The sequence below is a fragment of the Zhongshania aliphaticivorans genome (genome assembly GCF_902705875.1).
Classification (GTDB): domain Bacteria; phylum Pseudomonadota; class Gammaproteobacteria; order Pseudomonadales; family Spongiibacteraceae; genus Spongiibacter; species Spongiibacter aliphaticivorans_A.
Window position 1 is genome coordinate 553,061 of the sequence record NZ_CACSIK010000001.1, and the last position, 21,839, is coordinate 574,899.

The 21,839-nt window shown below is 47.8% G+C and carries 22 protein-coding genes; 13 read left to right on the forward strand and 9 right to left on the reverse strand.

The features are described 5' to 3' along the window. The first annotated feature begins 17 nt into the window (after positions 1-17). The 4 genes from prfA to rhlB all read left to right on the forward strand — a co-directional run bounded on the left by prfA (position 18) and on the right by rhlB (position 4,223). The gene (prfA, locus tag AELLOGFF_RS02585; RefSeq protein ID WP_159267200.1) at positions 18-1,100 is read left to right on the forward strand and encodes a peptide chain release factor 1; all 1,083 of its coding nucleotides are present in this window, start codon (positions 18-20) and stop codon (positions 1,098-1,100) included. After that, positions 1,100-1,957: a peptide chain release factor N(5)-glutamine methyltransferase gene (gene prmC / locus AELLOGFF_RS02590; protein WP_200842590.1), complete on the forward strand. Its 858-nt coding sequence runs from the start codon at positions 1,100-1,102 to the stop codon at positions 1,955-1,957. Before prfA ends, prmC begins: the two co-directional genes overlap by 1 nt. Continuing rightward, positions 1,957-2,715 carry a HesA/MoeB/ThiF family protein gene (locus tag AELLOGFF_RS02595; RefSeq protein ID WP_200842685.1) on the forward strand — a complete coding sequence of 253 codons (759 nt, stop codon included), beginning with the start codon at positions 1,957-1,959 and terminating at the stop codon, positions 2,713-2,715. The genes prmC and AELLOGFF_RS02595 overlap by 1 nt, the downstream gene beginning before the upstream one ends. A 140-nt stretch (positions 2,716-2,855) precedes the next feature. Then, positions 2,856-4,223, forward strand: a complete 1,368-nt coding sequence (rhlB, locus tag AELLOGFF_RS02600) for an ATP-dependent RNA helicase RhlB (protein ID WP_159267202.1) — start codon at positions 2,856-2,858, stop codon at positions 4,221-4,223. 20 nt (positions 4,224-4,243) lie between these two features. Here the strand turns inward: rhlB and cysZ are convergent, their stop codons facing one another. Further along, positions 4,244-4,975, reverse strand: coding sequence for a sulfate transporter CysZ (cysZ, locus tag AELLOGFF_RS02605; RefSeq protein WP_159267203.1), 732 nt, complete (start codon positions 4,973-4,975; stop codon positions 4,244-4,246). Between the two features lie 199 nt (positions 4,976-5,174). Here cysZ and AELLOGFF_RS02610 point away from each other — a divergent pair, with 199 nt between their 5' ends. Further along, positions 5,175-5,540, forward strand: coding sequence for a hypothetical protein (locus tag AELLOGFF_RS02610; RefSeq protein WP_159267204.1), 366 nt, complete (start codon positions 5,175-5,177; stop codon positions 5,538-5,540). Here AELLOGFF_RS02610 and AELLOGFF_RS18200 read toward each other — a convergent pair whose 3' ends face one another. Then, positions 5,541-5,753, reverse strand: coding sequence for a cysteine-rich CWC family protein (locus AELLOGFF_RS18200; protein WP_159267205.1), 213 nt, complete (start codon positions 5,751-5,753; stop codon positions 5,541-5,543). It abuts the gene before it with no gap. Positions 5,754-5,787: 34 nt separating this feature from the next. On the opposite strand from AELLOGFF_RS18200, the gene smrA reads away from it, so the two are divergent. Continuing rightward, complete coding sequence (gene smrA, locus AELLOGFF_RS02620) at positions 5,788-6,369, forward strand: DNA endonuclease SmrA (RefSeq protein WP_159267206.1); 582 nt, start codon at positions 5,788-5,790, stop codon at positions 6,367-6,369. 18 nt (positions 6,370-6,387) lie between these two features. On the opposite strand, the gene AELLOGFF_RS02625 is transcribed toward smrA, so the two are convergent. The 4 genes from AELLOGFF_RS02625 to gatC form a co-directional block, all read right to left on the reverse strand. Next, the gene (locus tag AELLOGFF_RS02625) at positions 6,388-6,678 is read right to left on the reverse strand and encodes a PA4642 family protein (protein WP_159267207.1); all 291 of its coding nucleotides are present in this window, start codon (positions 6,676-6,678) and stop codon (positions 6,388-6,390) included. 32 nt (positions 6,679-6,710) lie between these two features. Beyond that, positions 6,711-8,159, reverse strand: a complete 1,449-nt coding sequence (gatB, locus tag AELLOGFF_RS02630) for an Asp-tRNA(Asn)/Glu-tRNA(Gln) amidotransferase subunit GatB (protein WP_159267208.1) — start codon at positions 8,157-8,159, stop codon at positions 6,711-6,713. Between the two features lie 11 nt (positions 8,160-8,170). Beyond that, positions 8,171-9,625 carry an Asp-tRNA(Asn)/Glu-tRNA(Gln) amidotransferase subunit GatA gene (gatA, locus tag AELLOGFF_RS02635; RefSeq protein WP_159267209.1) on the reverse strand — a complete coding sequence of 485 codons (1,455 nt, stop codon included), beginning with the start codon at positions 9,623-9,625 and terminating at the stop codon, positions 8,171-8,173. Positions 9,626-9,698: 73 nt separating this feature from the next. Beyond that, positions 9,699-9,986, reverse strand: coding sequence for an Asp-tRNA(Asn)/Glu-tRNA(Gln) amidotransferase subunit GatC (gene gatC, locus AELLOGFF_RS02640; RefSeq protein ID WP_159267210.1), 288 nt, complete (start codon positions 9,984-9,986; stop codon positions 9,699-9,701). Between the two features lie 255 nt (positions 9,987-10,241). On the opposite strand from gatC, the gene AELLOGFF_RS02645 reads away from it, so the two are divergent. The 7 genes from AELLOGFF_RS02645 to AELLOGFF_RS02675 all read left to right on the forward strand — a co-directional run bounded on the left by AELLOGFF_RS02645 (position 10,242) and on the right by AELLOGFF_RS02675 (position 19,433). Further along, complete coding sequence (locus AELLOGFF_RS02645; RefSeq protein WP_159267211.1) at positions 10,242-11,279, forward strand: rod shape-determining protein; 1,038 nt, start codon at positions 10,242-10,244, stop codon at positions 11,277-11,279. Between the two features lie 75 nt (positions 11,280-11,354). Continuing rightward, the gene (mreC, locus tag AELLOGFF_RS02650) at positions 11,355-12,146 is read left to right on the forward strand and encodes a rod shape-determining protein MreC (protein ID WP_268818557.1); all 792 of its coding nucleotides are present in this window, start codon (positions 11,355-11,357) and stop codon (positions 12,144-12,146) included. 3 nt (positions 12,147-12,149) lie between these two features. Then, positions 12,150-12,635, forward strand: coding sequence for a rod shape-determining protein MreD (gene mreD, locus AELLOGFF_RS02655; RefSeq protein ID WP_159267212.1), 486 nt, complete (start codon positions 12,150-12,152; stop codon positions 12,633-12,635). 26 nt (positions 12,636-12,661) lie between these two features. Beyond that, positions 12,662-13,222, forward strand: a complete 561-nt coding sequence (locus AELLOGFF_RS02660; protein WP_235035524.1) for a Maf family protein — start codon at positions 12,662-12,664, stop codon at positions 13,220-13,222. Beyond that, a complete protein-coding gene (gene rng, locus AELLOGFF_RS02665; RefSeq protein ID WP_159267214.1) occupies positions 13,222-14,685 on the forward strand; it encodes a ribonuclease G in 1,464 nt (487 codons plus the stop codon). Before AELLOGFF_RS02660 ends, rng begins: the two co-directional genes overlap by 1 nt. Positions 14,686-14,717: 32 nt before the next feature. After that, on the forward strand, positions 14,718-18,575 hold the full coding sequence (locus tag AELLOGFF_RS02670) for a YhdP family protein (RefSeq protein WP_159267215.1): 3,858 nt from the start codon (positions 14,718-14,720) through the stop codon (positions 18,573-18,575). A gap of 36 nt (positions 18,576-18,611) precedes the next feature. Then, entirely contained in the window at positions 18,612-19,433 is an 822-nt protein-coding gene (locus AELLOGFF_RS02675; protein WP_200842591.1) for a carbon-nitrogen hydrolase family protein, read from the forward strand. 13 nt (positions 19,434-19,446) lie between these two features. Here the strand turns inward: AELLOGFF_RS02675 and yjgA are convergent, their stop codons facing one another. From yjgA to AELLOGFF_RS02690, 3 genes are all read right to left on the reverse strand, one after another. Next, complete coding sequence (yjgA, locus tag AELLOGFF_RS02680) at positions 19,447-19,956, reverse strand: ribosome biogenesis factor YjgA (RefSeq protein ID WP_159267216.1); 510 nt, start codon at positions 19,954-19,956, stop codon at positions 19,447-19,449. Between the two features lie 44 nt (positions 19,957-20,000). Then, entirely contained in the window at positions 20,001-21,359 is a 1,359-nt protein-coding gene (gene mgtE / locus AELLOGFF_RS02685; protein ID WP_159267217.1) for a magnesium transporter, read from the reverse strand. Between the two features lie 209 nt (positions 21,360-21,568). After that, positions 21,569-21,838, reverse strand: coding sequence for an HPr family phosphocarrier protein (locus tag AELLOGFF_RS02690; protein ID WP_159267218.1), 270 nt, complete (start codon positions 21,836-21,838; stop codon positions 21,569-21,571). Between the last annotated feature and the right edge of the window lies 1 nt (position 21,839).

Consider the following 21,839-nt stretch of genomic DNA (forward strand, 5'->3'; position numbering starts at 1 on the left):
AAACAAAGTGAGAACATATGAAGGCCTCCATTGTCACTAAACTCGACAATTTGCTCGATCGCTATGAAGAGATTGGCGCACTTTTGAGTGATGGTGAAATTATTGCCAACCAAGACCGGTTCCGCGGCTTGTCTCGTGAATACGCTGAAATTGAACCTGTCGTCGAGGCTTATGGCCGCTACCGCCAGGTAGCAGATGATATGGCCGAGGCTACCGCAATGCTGGCCGAAGACGACGCTGATATGCGAGAAATGGCTGAAGAGGAGATCGCCTCTGCTAAAGATCAACTAGAAGATTTGGAGCTAGAGCTGCAAACATTGCTGCTACCCCGAGACCCGAACGATTCGCATAATGTGTTTTTGGAGATACGGGCCGGCACGGGAGGCGATGAGGCGGCGATTTTTGCCGGTGATCTGTTTCGGATGTACTCCCGTTATGCTGAGCGCAAAGGTTGGCGTGTCGAGGTGTTAAGCGAGCGTCAGGGTGAGCACGGCGGCTTCAAAGAAGTAATAAGCCGAGTAGCAGGTAAAGAAGTGTATGGCCATCTTAAGTTTGAATCTGGCGCGCATCGGGTACAGCGAGTACCTGAGACCGAGTCACAGGGGCGTATTCACACATCAGCGTGCACCGTGGCGGTAATGGCTGAGCCAGAAGAGGCGGATGAAGTCGAGATTAATAAAGGTGATCTTCGTATTGATACCTTTAGGTCTAGCGGCGCAGGTGGTCAGCACGTTAACACGACAGATTCGGCTGTGCGCATTGTGCATATTCCAACCGGTATTGTGGTTGAGTGCCAGGATGAGCGCTCACAACATAAAAATAAGGCTCGGGCGATGTCCTTGCTGGCGGCAAAAGTAAACGATGCTGCCAGTAGTAAATTGCAGCAAGATCAAGCCACTGAGCGCCGTAATTTGGTGGGTAGTGGTGATCGCTCTGAGCGGATACGGACTTATAACTTCCCTCAAGGGCGGGTAACGGATCACCGTATAAATTTAACCTTATATAAGCTGGATGAGTTTGTACAAGGTGATGTTGATTGTGTGGTGTCACCGTTGCGGCAGGAATACCAAGCGGATCTTTTGGCTGCTTTGGCTGAATAATGACGGCTTCACCGGTGGCAAACTTGACCATTGCCGATGCGATGGCAATGCGTGAGCGTCTGCGTAAAGTCAGTGATACCCCTGACTTAGATGTCGCCTTACTGCTTTGTGAATGCCTAGCTAAGCCGCGAAGTTATTTATATAGCTGGCCTGAGCGAGAGTTAGATTTAGCACAAATTCAGCGATATCTCTCTCTTCTGGCACGCCGGATTGACGGTGAGCCCATTGCACATATTTTAGCTAGACGGGATTTTTGGTCACTGCCTTTAGCGGTGTCTCCGGCGACGTTGATTCCGCGACCCGACACCGAATGCTTGGTAGAGCGGGCGCTGGAAATGCTTGCTGAGCAGGATAGCCCAGCCATTTTAGATTTAGGCACGGGCACGGGGGCGATTGCCTTGGCAATAGGTTCGGAGAGAGCAGACGCACAGGTGGTGGCATCTGATTTTTTTCCAGAGGTGGTCGCGCTCGCTGAGCAGAATCGCATAGCATTAGCCGTCTCAAATGTGCGGGTTATTTGCTCAAATTGGTTTTCTAGTATGAAGGGATTACGCTTTAAGCTGATAGTCAGTAATCCACCTTATATTGACCCACAAGATCCACATTTAGACGAGGGGGATGTTCGGTTTGAACCTCGCTCGGCGTTAGTCGCCGGCAATAAAGGCATGGCTGATCTGTTCAGTATTATTGGTGAGGCGCCCAATTTTTTATTGCCCGGTGGTGAATTATTACTGGAACACGGATTTGATCAGGGCGCGTTGGTGCGCCAGGCCTTACGTGATCGGGGTTTTGTGAGCGTTGCGTCGCGAAACGATTACGGTGGCAATGAGCGAATTAGTTGGGGTACCTGGACATGATGACTGATGAGCAGTTATTGCGTTATAGCCGCCATATTTTACTGCCTGATTTAGATGTTGAAGGGCAGCAGTTACTTCTTAATAGCAAGGTATTAATTGTCGGTATGGGGGGCTTGGGCTGCCCTGTTGCCTTATACCTTGCGGCATCGGGGGTGGGTGAATTGCATCTGGTCGATGATGATACGGTTGAATTGAGTAACTTGCAGCGTCAAATCGCACATGGTCAATCTGATATTGGTCGCCCTAAAGTGGAGTCGGTAGCCGACAGTGTGAGTGCCATAAATCCTGATGTAGAGCTTGTGTTAATGCCTTCTCGTTTAGCTGGGCAGGCGCTAAAGGATGCCGTTGCAAGCGTGGATGTGGTGGTGGATGCCAGTGATAATTTCTCAACGCGTTTTGCACTTAATGAAGCCTGCGTGAAAGCTCGGCGGCCATTAATTTCTGGTGCTGCCATTCGAGGCGAAGCGCAGTTAAGCGTATTCGATTTTAGGCGACCTGACTCGCCTTGCTACCGATGTCTTTATCATGATGAAGGTAATGATTCGGCTTTAAACTGTGCCGAAAGTGGTGTGCTTGCCCCTATTGTTGGAATGATGGGGTGTATGCAGGCGCTTGAAACATTAAAGTGTCTTGCTGGTATCGGAGAAACCTTAGTGGGGCGTGTGCTTTTTATTGACGGAATCAGTATGGATATTCGTCAATTGCAATTACGTCGCGATCCAGCTTGCCCTGTTTGTCGCTTACGCGAGACAGTTTGAACCCCTAATGAATTGGCATATGGGGGATATTCTGCGTGTTGCAGACACTGTTGAATTGCCTTGAAAAAGACGAGTTGGCCCAGTTGCTACTGAATGATGCTAGAATGGCTGATTATTGAGCAATGTAAGAAGATTGTATTTTGTTAAAAAAGTTGTTTGGATCAGGTAAGCCTACCGCACCAGAGAATACTGCTGTCACTGACACAGCACGTGCAGCTACGACTCCTGCTACGCAAAGTAAGCGTGGCAATGGACCTAAACGTGGAGGGCGCAAAAAAAATCCTGCAGCGCCTGCGGCAAAAAAGAATTGGTTAATAACAGAGTTTGAGGTTGCTCCTGAAGAGGGGAAAACACGCTTTCACGACCTTGATCTTGATTTAACCCTAATGCGTGGCATTTCGGATACCGGTTTTAAATATTGTTCGCCTATTCAGGCTGCTTCTCTTCCCCATACCCTCCGTGGCAATGATGTTATCGGCAAGGCCCAAACGGGAACCGGCAAAACGGCGGCTTTTTTAATCACCATATTTAATGACCTGCTAAGTAATCCAATTGACGAAGAGCGCTTTGCTGGTGAGCCGCGAGCTCTAGTTATTGCGCCAACCCGAGAGTTGGTTGTCCAAATTGGTGAAGACGCACGTCAATTGGGGAAATACTGCGGTTTAAATGTTGTGACCTTAATTGGTGGCATGGATTATCAAAAGCAGCAGGATAAGTTAGCCGGTTTGGTGGATATTGTGGTTGCAACACCGGGTCGTCTTTTGGATTTTGAAGGGCGTAAAGACCTCTATCTTGATCAAATAGAGATTTTGGTTATTGATGAAGCTGACCGCATGTTGGACATGGGATTTATTCCTCAGGTAAAACGCATCGTGCGTTCTTGTCCCCGTAAAACGCATCGCCAAACACTGTTGTTTAGTGCCACGTTTACTGACGATATTATTCGTCTTACAGAGCAGTGGACTGAGCAGCCGGTTAATATTGAAATTGAACCCGAGAGTGTGGCGACAGATACGGTTGATCAAAAGGTTTATTTAGTCGAATCCCAAGACAAGTTTACCTTGCTGCTCAATATCGTTAAGCAGGACAGCGCCAAGAGCGTGATTGTTTTTGCTAATCGCCGGGATGAAACTCGCCGTTTATTTGAAAAAATGCAAAGAAATGGCATTCGCTGCGGTATTTTGTCTGGTGAAATTCCCCAGAACAAACGCTCTAGAACGCTACAGCAATTTAAAGATGGTGATATTGAGTGTTTGGTGGCGACAGATGTTGCGGGCCGAGGGATTCATGTTAATGGCGTAAGCCATGTTATTAACTATACCTTGCCTGAAGACGCCGACGATTATGTGCATCGTATTGGTCGTACAGGTCGTGCTGGTGCAACCGGTACTTCCATTAGTTTTGCTTGTGAAGATGACGCCTTCTTGTTACCGGGTATAGAAGCTGAGCTAGGGATGAAGTTACCCTGTGAGCGTCCGCCGGAGCATTTGGTTAACAACAAGCGGTAAACGTATTAGGCAGCTGCGGTTTAGGTTTTGTCCTTAAGGCGCTCTACCCACATCAAGGTCCCGCCACAGACTGCGGCGGGCATAATAAATAAATTCAATATCGGCACCATGGTGCCAAGCATGACGAGTGCGCCAAAACTAGCACTTGTGCCTCTTTGACTTGAAATTCGTTTTCGAGCTTCTTTAAAACTGAGCTTATGATTATCCATAGGATAGTCGCAATACTCTATTGCCATCATCCACGCGTTCAAGGCAAACCATAATATCGGCGCTAATGGTGATATGACAAAGCTTGCGATCAGGGTAAGAATGGCAAAGCCAAGGTAGTAGGCTAATTTTTGGCATTCTCGACCAATACTTTTTGGAAAGCTGGCTATGGCCATCGCAATGGTTTCGCGGCCGGATACTTCTTGACCAGTTAGCATTTCTTCTACTTTTTCTGCTAGTAGGCCATTAAATGGGGCGGCGATGATATTAGCGACCGTGCTAAATATATACATGACAATGGCAAGTACCAATATCACGGCAAGTGGCCACAATACCCATCGCAAAAAATCTAGCCAGTTTGGTAGCCAGTCAATAACTTGGTTTATCCAGCCAGACATGGCCTCCAGCGTTAGGGTGGTGAAAGCGCCAAATATAATGACATTGATCAGCAGTGGAATGGCAACAAATAAGCGTATGCCAGGTTGGCGTATTATTTTGAAACCGCGTAATAAATAATCTGGGCCGCTTAATGGGCGTACAGTCATTGTGATTCTGTCCTGTGGCCAAGCAGAGAGCCTGTTGTGAGGTGATTCGCTTTTCTGGAAAATTATTATGCGTTTTGAATGTGCCTGTCGGCAAGGCCTGAGTTAACATATCTAGATAAATCACTAGGGCTTGTTCGTTGCTGAGAATTGGGTTTTGGTGATGTTTTTAAAAAATAATCTAGGCATAGGGAGAGGTCTGATGAAAGGGTTTAATGCGATTTGGCTGCTAGTATTGCTTACCAGTGTCAGTTACTTACAGGCAGATGATTTGGGTGAGTCTTATAACGTCATGTGCAGTAAAATGAAGTCATGTGCGCTGCAAAGCATAGGTGAGGCTAATTTAAGTCCGGCTATGCGAGACATGGTGATGACGCAATTGGAAGGGGCTTGTGTGTCTGTGCAGCAGCAATTTGGCAACGTGGCTGACACTCACCCATTATATGGGGCTGCCTCCAAGTGCTTGAGTTCAATGGCGAAATTAAGCTGTGATGAAATTGAAAATATGAATGACGAGCCGACACCCGCGTGTGCTAGTTATGAGAAAATGGCAGCGAGTTATCCCTAACTAAGTTTTATTTACTTGGCCACATTGAGGGCATACGCAGCGTTTTTTTGAATCCCTAGCCACCTTTTGTAAAGTCGTTTTATCAATGATGGCTGTCATGCACCAGCAACTTGAGGAAGGCTTGCCTGCGGCGATTGCGCATTGATTCTTTTGTTCGCAAAGTGGGCAGCGATCGGGGGCGTGGGTAGCTGTAGCTGCGCTAAAAGTCGGCATTTAATCCTTTCCTAGAGTACCGGAGGCGGTGAGCATGAGTGATGAAGATAGATTGTTCGCTGAAGAGATGGTCGGTGTCAAACGCTTGGTGGCAGATCGTCGTGTTGTTATAAAAAAAGATGGAAGTGATGAGGTGAATATTGCTGCGCGTCGTGCCGCGGCAACGGCTGATAGCGGAGTTCGTAACTTTTTATCGACTTCTGATGTTGAATTGCTAGATCCGTATTATGTATTGGAATTTCAGCGTGAAGGGGTTCAGCACGGTGTATTCCGACGTTTAAAGCAAGGTAAGTATGCTATTGAGGCTCGGCTCGATTTACATAAGATGAGCGTTGAGCAGGCGCGTATACAAGTTTTCGATTTTATTAGCGAAGCAATGAAAGCAGATTTACGCACTATTATGATTGTGCATGGGCGCGGTCATCACAGTGAGTCCAAAGGCGCAGTCATCAAGTCCTATGTTAACCGCTGGCTACCTGAATTAGAGGCGGTGCAAGGTTTTTGCAGTGCGCAGCCGCAACATGGTGGGGCGGGGGCGGTTTATATAATGTTGAAAAAAAGTGAGCGGAAAAAACAAGAAAATCGCGACCGATTTACCCGTGGTCGCAGTAGTTAGTTCCGCTGTATGCTGGGCTTATAGTGCCCCTTTGCTTTCTAATGCGGCGACGTGCTCGAGAGAATTGCGGTGCTCTTTGGCATAGCTAAGTACGGTCCGGCCACTTTTGTCGGTAGCATTCAGGTCGCGCCCTGTTTCCAGAAACATACCTATGAAAAGCGCGAAGTCATCTGCACGCATACTTTGATAGGCTTTTAGTAGGGCGTGAAAGTCGCGGTTGGTACCTAGCTTGGGTTCGGAGTCGAGAAATTCACGCACGCGTGATTCCGTCCAAACTTCGTCCAATACCTTTTCTTTATCTTTTTTCATAAAACAATGTCTACCTTGCTGATTCGGCGGGCTTAGCCGCCGAGTTTTTCATTTAAAAGCGCGTTTATGACGCCGGGGTTAGCTTGGCCTTTTGAGGCTTTCATTATTTGCCCCACAAAAAAGCCCAGCATTTTTTTGCGTTTGCCGTCGTCAGCGGCACGAAATTGTTCAACTTGATCTGGGTTTGCGGCCAGAACGTCATCGACCATGGCGCCAATTGCGCCACTGTCTGACACTTGCTTTAAGCCCTTACTGTCGATGATGGCGTCGGCGCTGTCACCCTCTTTGTTCCAGAGTGCATCAAACACTTGTTTGGCGATTTTACCGGAAATGCTGTTGTCGCGAATACGTTGAATTAATCCGCCCAGTTGTTCGGCGCTGACGGGGCTTTGAGTAATAGTCAGGTTGTCCCGGTTTAGCGCTGCGGAGAGTTCACCGTTCACCCAGTTGGCGGCTAATTTAGCGTCACCGGCACTGCTAGCGGCGGTTTCAAAATAGTCGGCAATGGGGCGTTCGCTTGTGAGTAAGCCTGCGTCGTAGGCCGACAGACCAAAATCGCTCTCAAAACGCTGGCGTTTTGCGTCTGGCAGCTCTGGCATGCCAGCCTGCAGTTCGTCGATGACAGATTGTTCAACGTGAACAGGTAGCAGGTCGGGGCAGGGGAAGTAACGGTAATCGTTGGCTTCTTCCTTGCTGCGCATGGGACGAGTTTCGTTTTTGTCGCTATCGTATAAGCGGGTTTCCTGCTTAACCTTACCACCGTCTTCGATGAGTTCGATTTGCCGCAGCACTTCGGTTTTGATGGCGCGCTCAACAAAGCGAAAGGAGTTGATGTTCTTTAATTCGGCACGGGTGCCGTATTCTTCTTGGCCCTTGGGGCGCACCGAGACATTGGCGTCACAACGTAAAGAGCCTTGCGACATATCGCCGTCGGAAATGCCAAGGTAGGTCACAATAGAATGAATTTTCCGCAGGTAGGCGACGGCTTCTTCAGCACTGCGCATATCAGGCTCTGAGACAATCTCGATTAATGGGGTGCCGGCTCTATTGAGGTCTATGCCAGACATACCCTGATAATCTTCGTGTAGTGATTTACCCGCGTCTTCTTCTAAGTGGGCATGGTGTACCCGAATGCTGCGGGTGCTGCCATCACTCAGGGTGATTTCGACAATACCTGGCCCAACAATGGGAAAGTCCATTTGGGTGGTTTGGTAGCCTTTGGGTAGGTCGGGGTAAAAATAGTTTTTTCGGTCAAATACTGAGTCGCGGCAAATATCGGCATCAATGGCTAGGCCAAACAGAATTGCCTTTTTTACCGCTGCTTCGTTTAACACCGGCAAAGTGCCAGGCATGGCTAAATCAACAGCACTTGCTTGGGTGTTAGCGCCGGCACCGAAGGCGGTGCTAGAGCCAGAAAAAATTTTAGACTGTGTGGTGAGCTGGACGTGAATTTCCAGACCAATTACAACTTCCCATTCCATAGTCGCTTTCCTTATACGCTGCCGGGAGCGGCTTGCTGGTGCCAGTCGCTGCGTTGTTGATATTGATGGGCAGCGGCGAGCAGAGTGGATTCATCAAAATCGCGGCCAATTAATTGCAAACCAATGGGCTTACCGTTGGTGAAACCCGCGGGCAGCGAGATGGCCGGTAGGCCTGCCAAATTGACGGCTATGGTGTAAATATCTTCAAGATACATGGTGACGGGGTCACTGACTTTTTCGCCTAAACCAAACGCGGGGTTTGGGGTGGTGGGGCCGGCAATGATATCGACGGATTTAAAAGCCTCGTCAAAATCTTGTTTAATAAGTCGACGAATCTGTTGGGCCTTGCGGTAGTAGGCATCATAGAAGCCGGAAGACAGAGCGTAGGTACCTATTAAGATTCGACGTTTCACTTCGCTACCAAAACCTTCAGCGCGGGTTCGGGTGTAGAGATCGTCTAAATCTTTGGGGTTTTCACAGCGGTACCCATAACGTACCCCGTCAAAGCGGGATAAATTAGTAGAGGCTTCTGCGGGCGCGATAATGTAATAACAAGGCACAGCTAAATGAGTGTGGGGCAGGCTGATTGATTTAATTTCTGCGCCCATTTTTTTGTATTCATTCAGTGATGCTTCGATGGCGGCAGCTATTTCTGGGTCTAGGCCCTCGCTAAAGTACTCTTTGGGTACGCCAATTTTTAGTCCGTTTAAATCTTTGTTGAGGTCAGTGACATAGTTGGGAACAGCAATATCCATGCTGGTGCTGTCGCGGTGATCAAAGCCCGCCATTGCCTGTAGTAATAATGCATTATCTTCGGCGGTTTTAGCCATGGGCCCGCCTTGATCTAAACTGGAGGCGAAGGCGATCATGCCGTAGCGGGATACTCGTCCGTAGGTGGGTTTTAAACCGGTTAAGCCACACAGCGCAGCGGGTTGTCTAATGGAGCCGCCGGTGTCGGTGCCGGTAGCGGCTGGTGCGAGTCCTGCGGCTATTGCTGCGGCCGAGCCACCTGATGAGCCACCGGGGACGCAGTCGGTATTCCATGGATTACGCACTGCACCGTAAAAACTGGTTTCGTTTGATGAGCCCATGGCGAATTCATCGAGATTGGTTTTGCCTAGCGTCACTACACCCGCGTCAGCGAGCCGATTTACGACTGTGGCACTGTAGGGTGCAATGAAATTATCTAGCATCTTTGAGGCGCAGCTGGTGCGAACACCTTCTGTGCAAAAAATATCTTTGTGTGCAATGGGGACGCCACAAAGCGCGCCGCCAGCGCCATTTTGGCGTGCTGCATCTGCTGCGCGAGCTTGGCTTAGTGCTTCTTCGGCAGTCACCGTGATAAAGCTATTGTAGTTTTCATCGCGTTTAGCAATGGCGTCGAGGTAGTGTTGGGTGATTTCTTCACTGGAGAATGTTTTAGCTTCCAGTCCGCGAAGAATATCGGCAACCGTGTGATTGGGCATAATTAAGAATACTCGTTATGTCTGCTGGTTTTTGTCGGCGAAGGTGTTGCGCCGTTGCAATATGTCGCAGTCTTTAGTCAATGACCTGAGGGACTAGATACAAACCATCGGCGGTTTGAGGTGCAATTTTTTGGAAATGCTCGCGCTGGTCGTTTTCACTAACTTGGTCGGCGCGCAAACGCTGAACAGCATCGTGTGGGTTTGCCATGGGCACAACGCTTGTCGTGTCTACGGCCTGCATGGCATCAACCATATTAAGAATATCGCCAATCCGTTGACTAAGCTCTTCAGTCTCTGTAGCTGCAATATTGATTCGTGCTAATCGTGCTAATTTAGCAATGTCGTTTTGGTCTAAGCTCATGCCCTACCTTTTAAATTTAAGTCTTAGCAGTGGTGAATTTCCGTTGAAAAAATTGAAGAGTACGACGGAATTACTGTAAGGTTGCCAGTAAACCGCTAAACTTATCATATTTGCGCCTTGCCCTAAATCCCTGCCGTTGATAGAGTGGCAAAGTTTTTAAATTAGGGCCTTGCGATATTGCCGGGCGGCAATCGCTCCCGGTCCAATCAGCCTGGTCCCTGCCCAAATCGGGGCTGCATAAGGTGACAACGACACATGTTAAAACGAATTCGCGGAATGTTTTCCAACGATCTCTCCATTGATCTTGGAACGGCAAATACTCTTATTTATGTACGTGGCCAGGGAATCGTTCTTGACGAGCCCTCGGTAGTGGCTATACGTGTGCATAATGGCCAGAAAACCATTGAAGCAGTGGGTATGGAAGCTAAGCGCATGCTTGGCCGTACACCCGGAAATATTACGGCGATACGCCCGTTAAAAGATGGTGTCATTGCCGACTTTCAAGTCACAGAAAAGATGCTGCAGCATTTTATAAAATTGGTGCATCAAAATAGCTTTATTCGGCCCAGTCCACGGGTGCTGGTGAGCGTGCCCTGTAAGAGTACTCAGGTTGAACGTCGCGCTATTCGAGAGTCTGTTCTTAGTGCCGGTGCTCGTGAAGTGCGTTTAATTGAGGAGCCAATGGCTGCGGCAATTGGCGCTGGCTTACGTGTTGATGAAGCGTCGGGTTCAATGGTGGTTGATATCGGTGGTGGTACTACTGAGATTGCCATTATTTCTTTGAATGGCGTGGTGTATTCTGATTCGGTGCGGGTTGGTGGCGATAGATTTGATGAGGCGATTGTAACTCATGTTCGTCGCACCTATGGCAGTTTGATTGGTGATGCGACGGCTGAGCGGATTAAGCAAGAAATTGGCTGTGCTTACCCTGGCAGCGAATTGCGAGAAATTGATGTTCGTGGGCGTAATCTTGCCGAGGGTATTCCGCGTCGTTTTACCTTAAATAGCGATGAAATTTTAGAAGCACTGCAAGAGCCTCTACAAGTTATTATTCAAGGTGTTAAGCGTGCTTTAGAGCAATCCCCACCAGAATTAGCTGCCGATATTGCTGAAACAGGTATTGTGTTGACTGGCGGCGGGGCCTTATTACGCGGTATTGATCAGTTAATTGCAGATGAAAGTGCTCTGCCGGTGATTATTGCTGAAGATCCTTTAACTTGTGTTGCCCGCGGCGGTGGTAAAGCCTTAGAGATGATGGATCGCCATCATCTTGATATATTGTCTGCTGAGTAATAATGATTCGCCCCGCTGAGGGAGGAGGCAGCAATTAAACCGGTATTTGCCAATGAGTCGTCGGTTGGTGGCAGACTGCTACTCTTAGGTGGTGCTGCCTTAGTGTTGATTTTGATTGGTCAGCGCTTGGAGTTTATGGCGCCATTGCGTAGCCAGCTATCTGTTGTTGCGACTCCATTTTACTGGGTTGTGGATATCCCTTCGCGTGTCGTAGATCAATTTCGCGACTCCTTAAGTAGCCGCAGTGAGTTAATGGCTGACAATGAGCGCCTGCGATCCGAATCACTTATTTTAAACGCGAAACTTCAAAAATATATTGAATTACGTGCCGAGAACGTACGCCTTCGGCAATTGATGAATTCTGCTGAACGGGTAAATGACACCGTGGTGGTGGCTGAAGTTGTGGCGGTGGCGTCTGATCCAAATCGACATCAGTTGGTGGTCGACAAAGGGAGTCGCGATGGCGCTTTTGTTGGACAACCGGTGATTGATGCCAACGGTTTGCTTGGGCAAATCACGGATGTTGGTGTGTTACAGAGCCGAGTATTATTGGTTACTGATAGTGCACATGCCTTACCTGTTCGCGTAAGTCGTAATGGTTTACGTGCCATTGCTGAAGGGACAGGGATGATTGATGAATTAGCCTTGACCCATGTCGCTGCCACCACCGATATTCAAGTTGGTGATTTACTCGTGAGCTCTGGGCTCGGTGGTCGATTTCCCAGTGGCTATCCGGTGGGGGAGGTAGTTGATGTGTCAATCGATCCTGGAAAATCATTTGCTGTGGTTCGTGCTCGCCCTATGGCTCAGCTTGATCGCAGCCGAAATGTCTTACTGGTTTTCAGTGAGCAGAAGATTGAGGAATAGTACATGGACTCACATGCGCACGGCTTGTGGTTCATTGCGGTCACTATTTTTATTGCCTTCCTTCTCAGTATTTCCCCCCTTAGCCCAGATCTAGCGTGGGCGAGACCCGACTGGGTTTTACTTATTTTAATGTATTGGCTGCTAGCCCTTCCAGAGCGGGTCGGTGTTTTTATTTGTTGGTTGAGCGGCATTGTTCTGGATATTTTGCAGGGCGTGGTCATCGGGCAGAATGCCTTTGCTTTTGCCGTTATCGCTTACATTATTCAAGTGTCTTATCAGCGTTTGCGAATGTTTAGTCTTCGCAAGCAAGCTTCCTTTGTATTTTTGCTCGAGTTGTTTCATATTTTGGTTGAGCAGTGGGCGCAGAATATTAATGGGGTGGCTCAGACGCATTGGCTGGTATTCCTTCCTGCGTTGACGACAGCTGCGTTTTGGTTTGTTGTGCGACCAGTTGTGGCCTGGTTTCAGCGCGTTTTAGTGGTATTTTAGCTGTGTATCAAAAAGCTGCTCTTATCTTGGCTTCAGCTTCGCCGCGACGAGCGGAATTACTTGCGCAAATTGGCGTAAGCTTTCAAGTTGTGCCTGCTAATATTGATGAGACACCGGCTAATGGTGAGCAGCCTAATGCCTATGTAAAACGAATGGCCATGGAGAAAGTGGCGGCGGTGGCTAAATTGTATGCCGACAGAGTGGTGTTGGCGGCAGACACCTCAGTCATTGTCGATGGCGAGATCTGGGGCAAGCCCTTGAATCGCCAGCATGCTAAGGTAATGCTCAATGGCCTGAGCGGTCGTCAACATCAGGTGGTGACTGCGATTGCGGTGCATTATGACGGCAACGTTGAGTTAGCTGTTAGTGAGACAGAGGTGTTGTTTGCTGTATTAACGGACCAGCAGATTGACCGATATGTGGCGACGGGTGAGGCAGATGATAAGGCGGGAGCGTATGGCATTCAAGGTGCTGCTGGGTGCTTTGTAGAGCGTCTGAATGGCAGCTATTTTGGTGTTATGGGTTTACCTTTATATGAGACAGCAGTTTTGCTGGGCAAAACTGGAATGACTGTAGGGCCCAGATAATGAGTGAAGAGATACTAATCAATGTGACGCCGGTAGAGACCCGGGTTGCGGTTGTCGAAAACGGGGTGCTGCAAGAGGTTTATATTGAGCGCAGTCGCTCTCGGGGCATTGTCGGTAATATTTATCAGGGTAAAGTGGTCCGAGTTTTGCCTGGGATGCAGGCAGCGTTTGTCGATATCGGCTTGGAGCGCACCAGCTTTATTCACGCATCCGATATTGCTTGTTTAGATAGTGAAGGGGCGGAACACGCCGATATTCGCACAAAAATTCGTGAGGGGCAGCTTTTAACAGTTCAAGTTACCAAGGACCCAATGGGCACCAAAGGCGCTCGCTTAACAACACGATTATCCGTGTCTTCTCGATATTTGGTGTATATGCCAGGTGCGGCGCATATCGGGGTTTCTCATCGTATTGATGACGAAGAGGAGCGACAGCGCCTACGTGACGTTTTGGAAGTTACTGTGCGTGAAGAAGATGAAGATTTATGTGATGGCTATATTTTACGTACAGCAGCAGAGGGTGTTGGTGAAGATGAGTTGCGCGCCGATGTTAAATTTTTAAAGCGGTTATGGGCGGCAGTAGAGCGACGCATGAAACGTGATACCGCCCCGAGTGTTATTTACGAGGATTTACCGCTTTTTATGCGGACAATGCGGGATTTGGTGCGACCGGGTTTGGAAAAAATTCGCATAGACTCGCGTGAAAGTTTTCAGCGTGTGGGTCAGTTTGCTGAAGATTATTTACCTGAAATTGCCTCCCAGCTTGAATATTACCCCGGTGAACGACCGATATTTGATTTGTATGGCGTGGAAGATGAAATTCAGAAAGCCTTGGGGCGTAAGGTTGAGCTTAAGTCTGGTGGGTATCTGATAATTGATCAAACCGAGGCAATGAGTACCATCGATATTAATACCGGTGCTTTTGTTGGTCATCGAAACCTAGAAGAAACGATTTTTAAAACTAACCTTGAAGCGGCGGCAGCACTTGCTCGCCAACTCCGGTTGAGGAATTTAGGCGGTATTATTATTATCGATTTTATCGATATGAAAGATCCCGAACATCGTCGTCAAGTGTTAAGAGCACTAGAGCGTGCGATGGAAAAAGACTATGCAAAAACCTCGATTACCGGTGTTTCTGAGTTGGGTTTAGTGGAGATGACTCGCAAGCGGACTCGTGAAAGCTTAGAGCACGTACTTTGTGAAACTTGTCACTATTGTCATGGGCGTGGCTCGTTAAAATCGCCTGAAACTGTATGTTATGAAGTCTTTAGAGAGATTTTGCGGGAATCGAGGGCTTACGAAAGCAAGCGTTTGTTGGTTTTGGCATCTCAAGAGGTTGTTGATAGCTTACTTGATGAGGAGTCGGCAAATGTTGCTGATTTAGAAGAATTTATTGGTGCGAGTATCCGTTTTCAAGTGGAGGCGGTATACACGCAGGAGCAATTTGATGTTGTACTACTTTAGTCATGGTTGCCGGTGATGATGGGTGACGATTGATGCTCGTGCGAGCAAGTCGCAAGTTATACGCTTTACTTTGGGGGGCAGCCTTGGTGCTCCTTGTCGTGTTGGCGCTTTATGCGAGCTTAGGGCGTCAATATATTGGCTTAGTAGACCGTTATCAGCAGGATATTTTTCACTATATTGAAGGCTTAACTGGGGTCAGTATGCAGGCCTCAAGTGTGCGAGGTAGCTGGTCTGGCCTCTCTCCAGTAATTGAAATCAGTGATTTTAATCTTGGCAGCGAAGCTGCTGTTCACCTTGATAATGCACGTATAGAAATCGATGTCTTAGCGTCAATTCTGACGGGTACACCTAAGGTTCGCCAAATCCAAGCGGGCAGTTTACGCATAGAGCTTGAACAAACTTCTGAAGGGCAATGGCAGATACCAGGCATAGTAACCACTGACACTCGTGGTGGTAGCCCCGATATGCTTATAGATTTGGTGCTGGGAGTCCGCCGGGCCGCTCTAGACTTGTTTGTTGTTAAGCTGGGCTATTCAAACGGCGATGTGAAGCATATTAGTAGCCGTGATTTCTCACTACGCAGCGACGATAAATTCCGGCGGATTTATGCGCAGCTAAATACTGATAGCGACGGTGATATTCAGATGTTGCTTGAAGCTTATGGCGATCCTCGCAACCTTGAAAAATTTAGCGGCAATGCATATATGGTGATAGATGGCAGTCGCTTATCGGCAATAGCCCCTATTTTTCAACAAAGCGCGCCATTATTTGATAGTGAGGTCAGTGGCGAACTCTGGATGAGTTGGCGACGTGGGCAGCGGGTGAGTATGAGCGGTGTCTTAAATGCACCTGAGTTAGCTGTTGGCGTACTGTGGGGGGCTGATGATGCTCTACTAAGAGACGTTAATATGCGTTTTGCAGGCAGTCATCGTGATGGTTTCTGGCGTATTAGCTTTACTGAGTTTGACGCCAAGTGGCGAGATCGCGGCATTGATCTATCAGGTATATCAGTTCGCCACCCAGAAGACACATTATGGCGTTTTACTTTGCCGCAGCTCGAAGTGGGGGCAACAAATGCACTGCTGACAGAAAGCGATATTTTGCCGGAATATTCACAAGGTGTATTGAGTGACTTGGCACCGGAAGGTTTGCTCAAACACATACAGTTTGACTTATATACCAGTGGTTCTCGTGTTGAAAGCTTCGCACTTAGAGCAGAGGCAGCAGATTTAAGTGTTAAGCCGTGGCAGGGTGCGCCGGGCGCCCAAGGTTTGACAGGCTATCTCGAGATTGGCCCTCAGCAAGGTTTGCTGATGGTTGATTCCCAGGCGCTTTCACTTTCTTTTCCACACTTATATGACGATGCTTTTAAGCTAGAGGATGTAAAGGCTGAATTACGTTGGGATTATGATGACCAGCGTTTACGTTTGCATAGCGGTCTGATTAAGGCAATAAATAATGACAAGCGATTATCTGCGCTACTTCGTTTAGACCTACCGCTTCATAAAGAGGTTGAGCCGGGCCCGACAATGACGCTAATGGTTGGGGCAAAAGGTATTGATGCTAGCCAATATAATACTTACACCCCCAATATTTTAAGTGATAGCCTACAAGAATGGCTCGCCTCTAGTATTCAAGGTGGTACGGTTAACACTGCGGGATTTATTTTTCACGGTTCGCTGTTGGCGAAGTCTGAGTACTCTCCGTCGATACAGTTAGCGTTAGACCTGTCAGATGTTGAGCTGCGCTTTCTTCAGGACTGGCCTGCAATAAAAGCGCAGCAGGCGCAGCTTGTCATTGATAATGCAGAAATAACAGCCGCATCTCGTTCAGCGACGTTAAATGATATGGCCTTAAATCCGTTATCTGTACATGTTACGCCATCTGCTGAGGGTTATTCGGTTCTTGATGTTGCCGCAGCGGCCACACCCAACTTTAAGCAAATCAAAAGCTTGTTGCTCGATACCCCTTTACATTCTTATATCGGTAATACTTTTGATTCGTGGACAGGGGAGGGGAATGCAAATGTCGACGTAGGGATTCATTTGCCGTTGGCAAATGGCTATGAGCCTAATATTCGGGTTGATTCCGATATTGATTTTTCGGTTTTGGGTCTACCAGATTATCGTTTAACGCTAAGCGCTGCCAAAGGGCATTTGCATTATGAAACTGAAGAGGGTCTTAGTAGTTCTAATTTGAATGCGACAGTCTTTGAGAAACCATTGACGGCAATGATTAGTCAGGTTGGAAAACAAATTGATGTGGATGTTGCCACAACGGTTACTGCTTCAGATATTGGTCAGTGGTTAAATACACCGGTCTTGCAGTTTTTTAAGGGCAGTACTGGTATTAAAATGCGAGTACAGGCAGGTGGTGAAAAGTCTGGTCTCACTATTTCATCAGACTTAAAGGGCGTAGAAATAGCTCTACCGCAGCCTTTTTATAAGTCTCCTAGTTTGTCTCAGCAACTCGCAATTTGGCTGCCGTTTGACGGTGACGGTATCTTAGGGCTTGCGCTTGAAGATCAGCTAAATCTCCAGCTAGGATTAAATGATAGCGGGGTATATGGCGCCAATCTATATCTGGGCAGTAGTGAAGAAAATACTGCGATGCTACGTCCCCTGATTGGTCAATTTAATGTTGCGGGCAGTATTGAGTTTGCGAGTTTTAGTCAGTGGCAGAATATTGCAGATCAGTACTTGTCGTCATTGCAACCTAGTGGCGGTGCGTCGATGGTGCTCGCTGTTAATGGTTTGGATATTGATGAAGTTTATATTTTTGATCACCTTTTAGAAAATGTTCGACTGGCGGTGTCCGAAAATTATGATTTCTGGCAAGTTCGGGTGGCCAGTCAACAATTATCAGGTGAGTTAGCGTTTCCTCGTAATAGCTCATCTACAGTTGCTACGGTAATTCTGGAAAAATTAGCCTTACCGTCATTTGATGATCAATCTACTTCGTCGAGCGCTGATCTTGATCCTATGCGCTTGATGGATGTCAATGTCGATATTGATCAGCTGTCGGTGGGAGGAGAGGCGTGGGGGCGAGTCGGTTTTGATTTGCGAATAGATGAGCGCGGTGCGCACTTTAATGCTCTTCGTGGCCAGCTTAGAGGCATAGATTTAGCTCGTGAGGCAGGAGCTAGTAGCCTACATTGGCTTAAAGACGAAGCCGGAAACCAGACTTCGTGGCTACAGGGCTTATTTGGTGTGGGGGATCTTGGCCCGGTATTGGAAGGTTTTGGTTATTCGAAAGTTATGGAAACTAAGCGTGGCAATTACAATGTGGATATACATTGGCCTGGTGCACCGACACAGTGGAAATTGTTACAGAGTGAGGGTGAGTTCAGTTTTAGTTTTGAAAATGGTCGTTTTTTAAAAAGTTCAGATGCAGCTAGCGGTGCCTTGCGGGTGTTCAGTATTTTTAATATGGCAAATATAGTTCGCCGTTTAAAATTTGATTTTCGTGATGTGTTCAGTAAAGGTATTTATTTTGATTCCATGCGTGGCAGCCTCAGTTTGAGCGAAGGCATAGTGGAGTTGAAAGAACCTTTAGATATCAAAGGCCCGTCCAGTGGTTTTCAGATGACAGGTACCATCGATTTAAATACCGATATCCCTGATCTTCGCTTGGTTGCAACATTACCTGTTGGTAGTAACCTTCCTTGGGTTGCGGCGTTGGTGGGTGGTTTGCCAGCAGCGGCAGGAGCCTATGTAGTGACGAAAGTTTTTGAAGAGCAAGTTAATAGCTTTTCCAGTGCTGTTTACGATATATCTGGTACTGTGCAGCAACCGGAGCTGACATTTAAAAATATCTTTGACGTTGGTTCTGGTGATGTCAGTAAGGCGAAAGAGAAGACGAAAGATAAGTCGAGTGAGGTACCGAAATAATGTCGCAGAGTAATGATGATTTTCGAGTAAGTAGTGATGCCTGAGCCATGGTTACCTATCGGTGTTGCGGCATTGCAAATGGTGTCTGGTCAAAAGCTAGACGATAATTTGCAAAGTGCACAAGCACTGGTGGCAACTGCGGCTAAAAAGGGAGCAAAGCTGGCCGTATTGCCGGAAAATTTTGCTTTGTTTGGAAGCAAAAAAATATTTACTTTGGCGACAGACGAGGCGAGAGATGGTGCCATTCAGCATTTTTTATCGAACTTAGCGTCTGACTACGGTATCACCTTGGTTGGTGGGTCTATCCCATTGCCATCACCAGATGGTCGAGTGTTTGCGTGCTCATTTGTTTATGGCGCCGACGGTAGTTGTTTGGGATGTTATCGGAAAATTCACTTATTTGACGCGGATGTCGGTGATGCTCAGGGTTCTTATCGTGAGTCGGACAGTTATGCGCCAGGTGAAAATATTCTGGTGGTTGATTCTGCCGTGGGGCGCATAGGGGTGGGTATTTGCTACGATCTGCGTTTTCCGGAAATGTTTCGCCGCATGCTGGATCAACAGGCTGAAATTATTGTTTTACCGTCGGCGTTTACCCGAAGTACAGGGTGGGCGCATTGGCTGCCATTGCTGCGGGCGCGCGCCATAGAAAACCAATGCTTGGTTGTTGCGGCCAATCAGGGTGGGATTCACGACGCAAAGCGACAAACCTCTGGTGGTTCAGTGGTGATTGATAGCTGGGGAAGCGTGCTGGCCGAGGCGGGTTTAGGTGAAGCCTGCGTGATAGCCAAATATGATCGAGAAGAGCAGCGGGCTTTGCGGCAGAGGATGCCGGTTTCACAGCATCGCCGCTTGTAAATTGGTTTTTATATTACGCCGTCGATTGGTTTTCCTGTAGCTCTCTTAAATATTGAAATAATTTACGTTTTGCAGCCGGAGGCTTGTTTGCTTTCGCATCTTTAGCTGATTGCAAGATAAGTGTTCGCAGGCGTTGGCGATCGGCGCTTGGAAATTGCGCAATCACTTTTTCTATACCCGGTAAACCTTCTTCAACCACAGTATCTCTAAGCTCTTCTAAGCGGTGGAATGCTCGTGCGAGTTCGCGCTGCCCTTCGTCGCGCTTTGCGAGTCCGGCCTCAATTTCACTGAGGTCAATCCCGCGCATTAGTTTACCAATATATTGTAATTGTCGACGTAAACCCTCGCGACTAGTCAGACGTCTAGCCGTTGAAATGGCCTCGCTGAGGTGCTCGTCGTGAATGGGGATTTTGGCTAATTCATTGTTACTGAGTTTTACCAGTTGTTCGCCCAAGTCTTGCATTGCCTGCATTTCTTTTTTAAGTGCGGTTTTACTGGGGCGTTCGAATTCAGATTCGGTCACGTTACGATCCGTATAGTTTAAATATTGTTGTTTTGTAAGGCTTTTTAGCCGTAAAAATAACTGGCAAGGCCAAGAAATGATAGAAAACCAATCACATCGGTGACGGTGGTAAGTACTACGCCACCCGCCAAGGCAGGGTCAATATTCAGAGATTTCATTATCAAGGGTAAAACGGCGCCTGCAAGTGCTGCTGTGAGTAGGTTGATAATGATGGCGGCACCGATGATTCCTCCCATTAATGCATCATCAAACCACAGTGTTGTCGCCGCGGCGATAATGATAGCCCATATTACGCCATTAATGGCGCCAACAGCCATTTCACGGTTGATTAACCAGCGGCTATTGTCTCGACTAATATGACCTAATGCCATACCACGAATTACCACGGTGAGGGTTTGGGTGCCGGCAACGCCGCCCATGCTTGCTACTATGGGCATTAAAACTGCGAGGGCGACGACTTTTTCAATTGTGCCTTCAAAAAGGTTAATGACGGCAGACGCGATAAAGGCAGTAAGTAGATTTATTCCTAGCCAAACGGCTCGCCGCGGGGCTGTTGTTAAAACCGCGGCAAAGGTATCTTCATCTTCATCTAAGCCGGCCATGCTCATCAAGGAGTGGTCAGATTCCTCGCGGATAACATCGACCACGTCATCGATGGTTATTCGACCGAGCAGCAGACTATTGTCATCGACTACCGGCGCAGAGACCCAATCGTGCCGAGCAAAGAGGGTGGCCACCTCTTTGGAAGGCATTTTTGCGGGGATAGGTTCGACTTCGGTATCCATAATTTCTCGAACGGTCACGCTGGGGTCGGACACTAATAATTTGCGTAACGATAAAACGCCGATGTATTGGTCGTTGCGATTGACGACCAAGAGGCTGTCGGTCATCTCTGGGAGCTGTTCGTGACGACGTAGATAGCGAAGGGCGACATCAAGCGTAATGTTAGGTCGGACTGTGATCGTGTCGGTGTTCATCAAACCACCGGCACTATCTTCATCGTAGGATAATACGTGCTCGACGCGAACTCGATCTTGATGATCCATCGAGTTGAGGACTTCGCGAATTACACGGTCGGGTAATTGCTGCAGAATGTCCGCAATATCATCGGCTTCAAGGCCTTCGGTGATGGTGGCGACTTCTTCGGCATCCATCTGGCGCAGGAATTGACTCTGAACCTCATCGTTGAGATGTTGGAGGATATCCCCCTCGTTCTCAATATCGATGAGCTGCCACAACACACTACGAATTGTGTGCGGAGTGGATTCTATTAAATGGGCGGCATCCGCGGGAGGCAAGCCATTTAACATGCGACGGATTTGTAAAAAGCCACCGGAACCCAGCGCGTCATTCAGGGTTTTGAGTTGGCTCTCGGTTTGTAGCTTTTCAGCAGTCTGGGCCATACCTATCCCTAGCCTGAGCCATTAAGTGGAAAGAACGTTTTTGGCTGTTGATACTTATTGGTATTTCAATACTGCTGGGGGTGACCGTCAGTTTGTTACCAATTTATGTGCTGTCTTCAGGATTTACTGTGGCTAATTATCCTTTAAAGTACGGTTCGCAACAATCCAAAGTATACCTTCAGTAGTATAAATACGTCATATTACGCTTATTATTCAGCTTCCCCAAAACGTTGAGAAATAATATCTAAAACTGCTGACAGGGCGGCTTGTTCATCGTCACCGTCACAGCGAACAGTGATTTCTGTGCCTTTGCTTGCGGCTAACATCATCACCGCCATGATGCTTTTGCCGTCGACAGATCTGTCACCAACACTGATTTGCACGGTGGCAGTAAAGTCTCCTGCTGTGGAAACGAGTTTTGCCGCTGCGCGGGCATGCAGGCCAAGTTTGTTAATAATTATTATTTGGGATTCAACCATT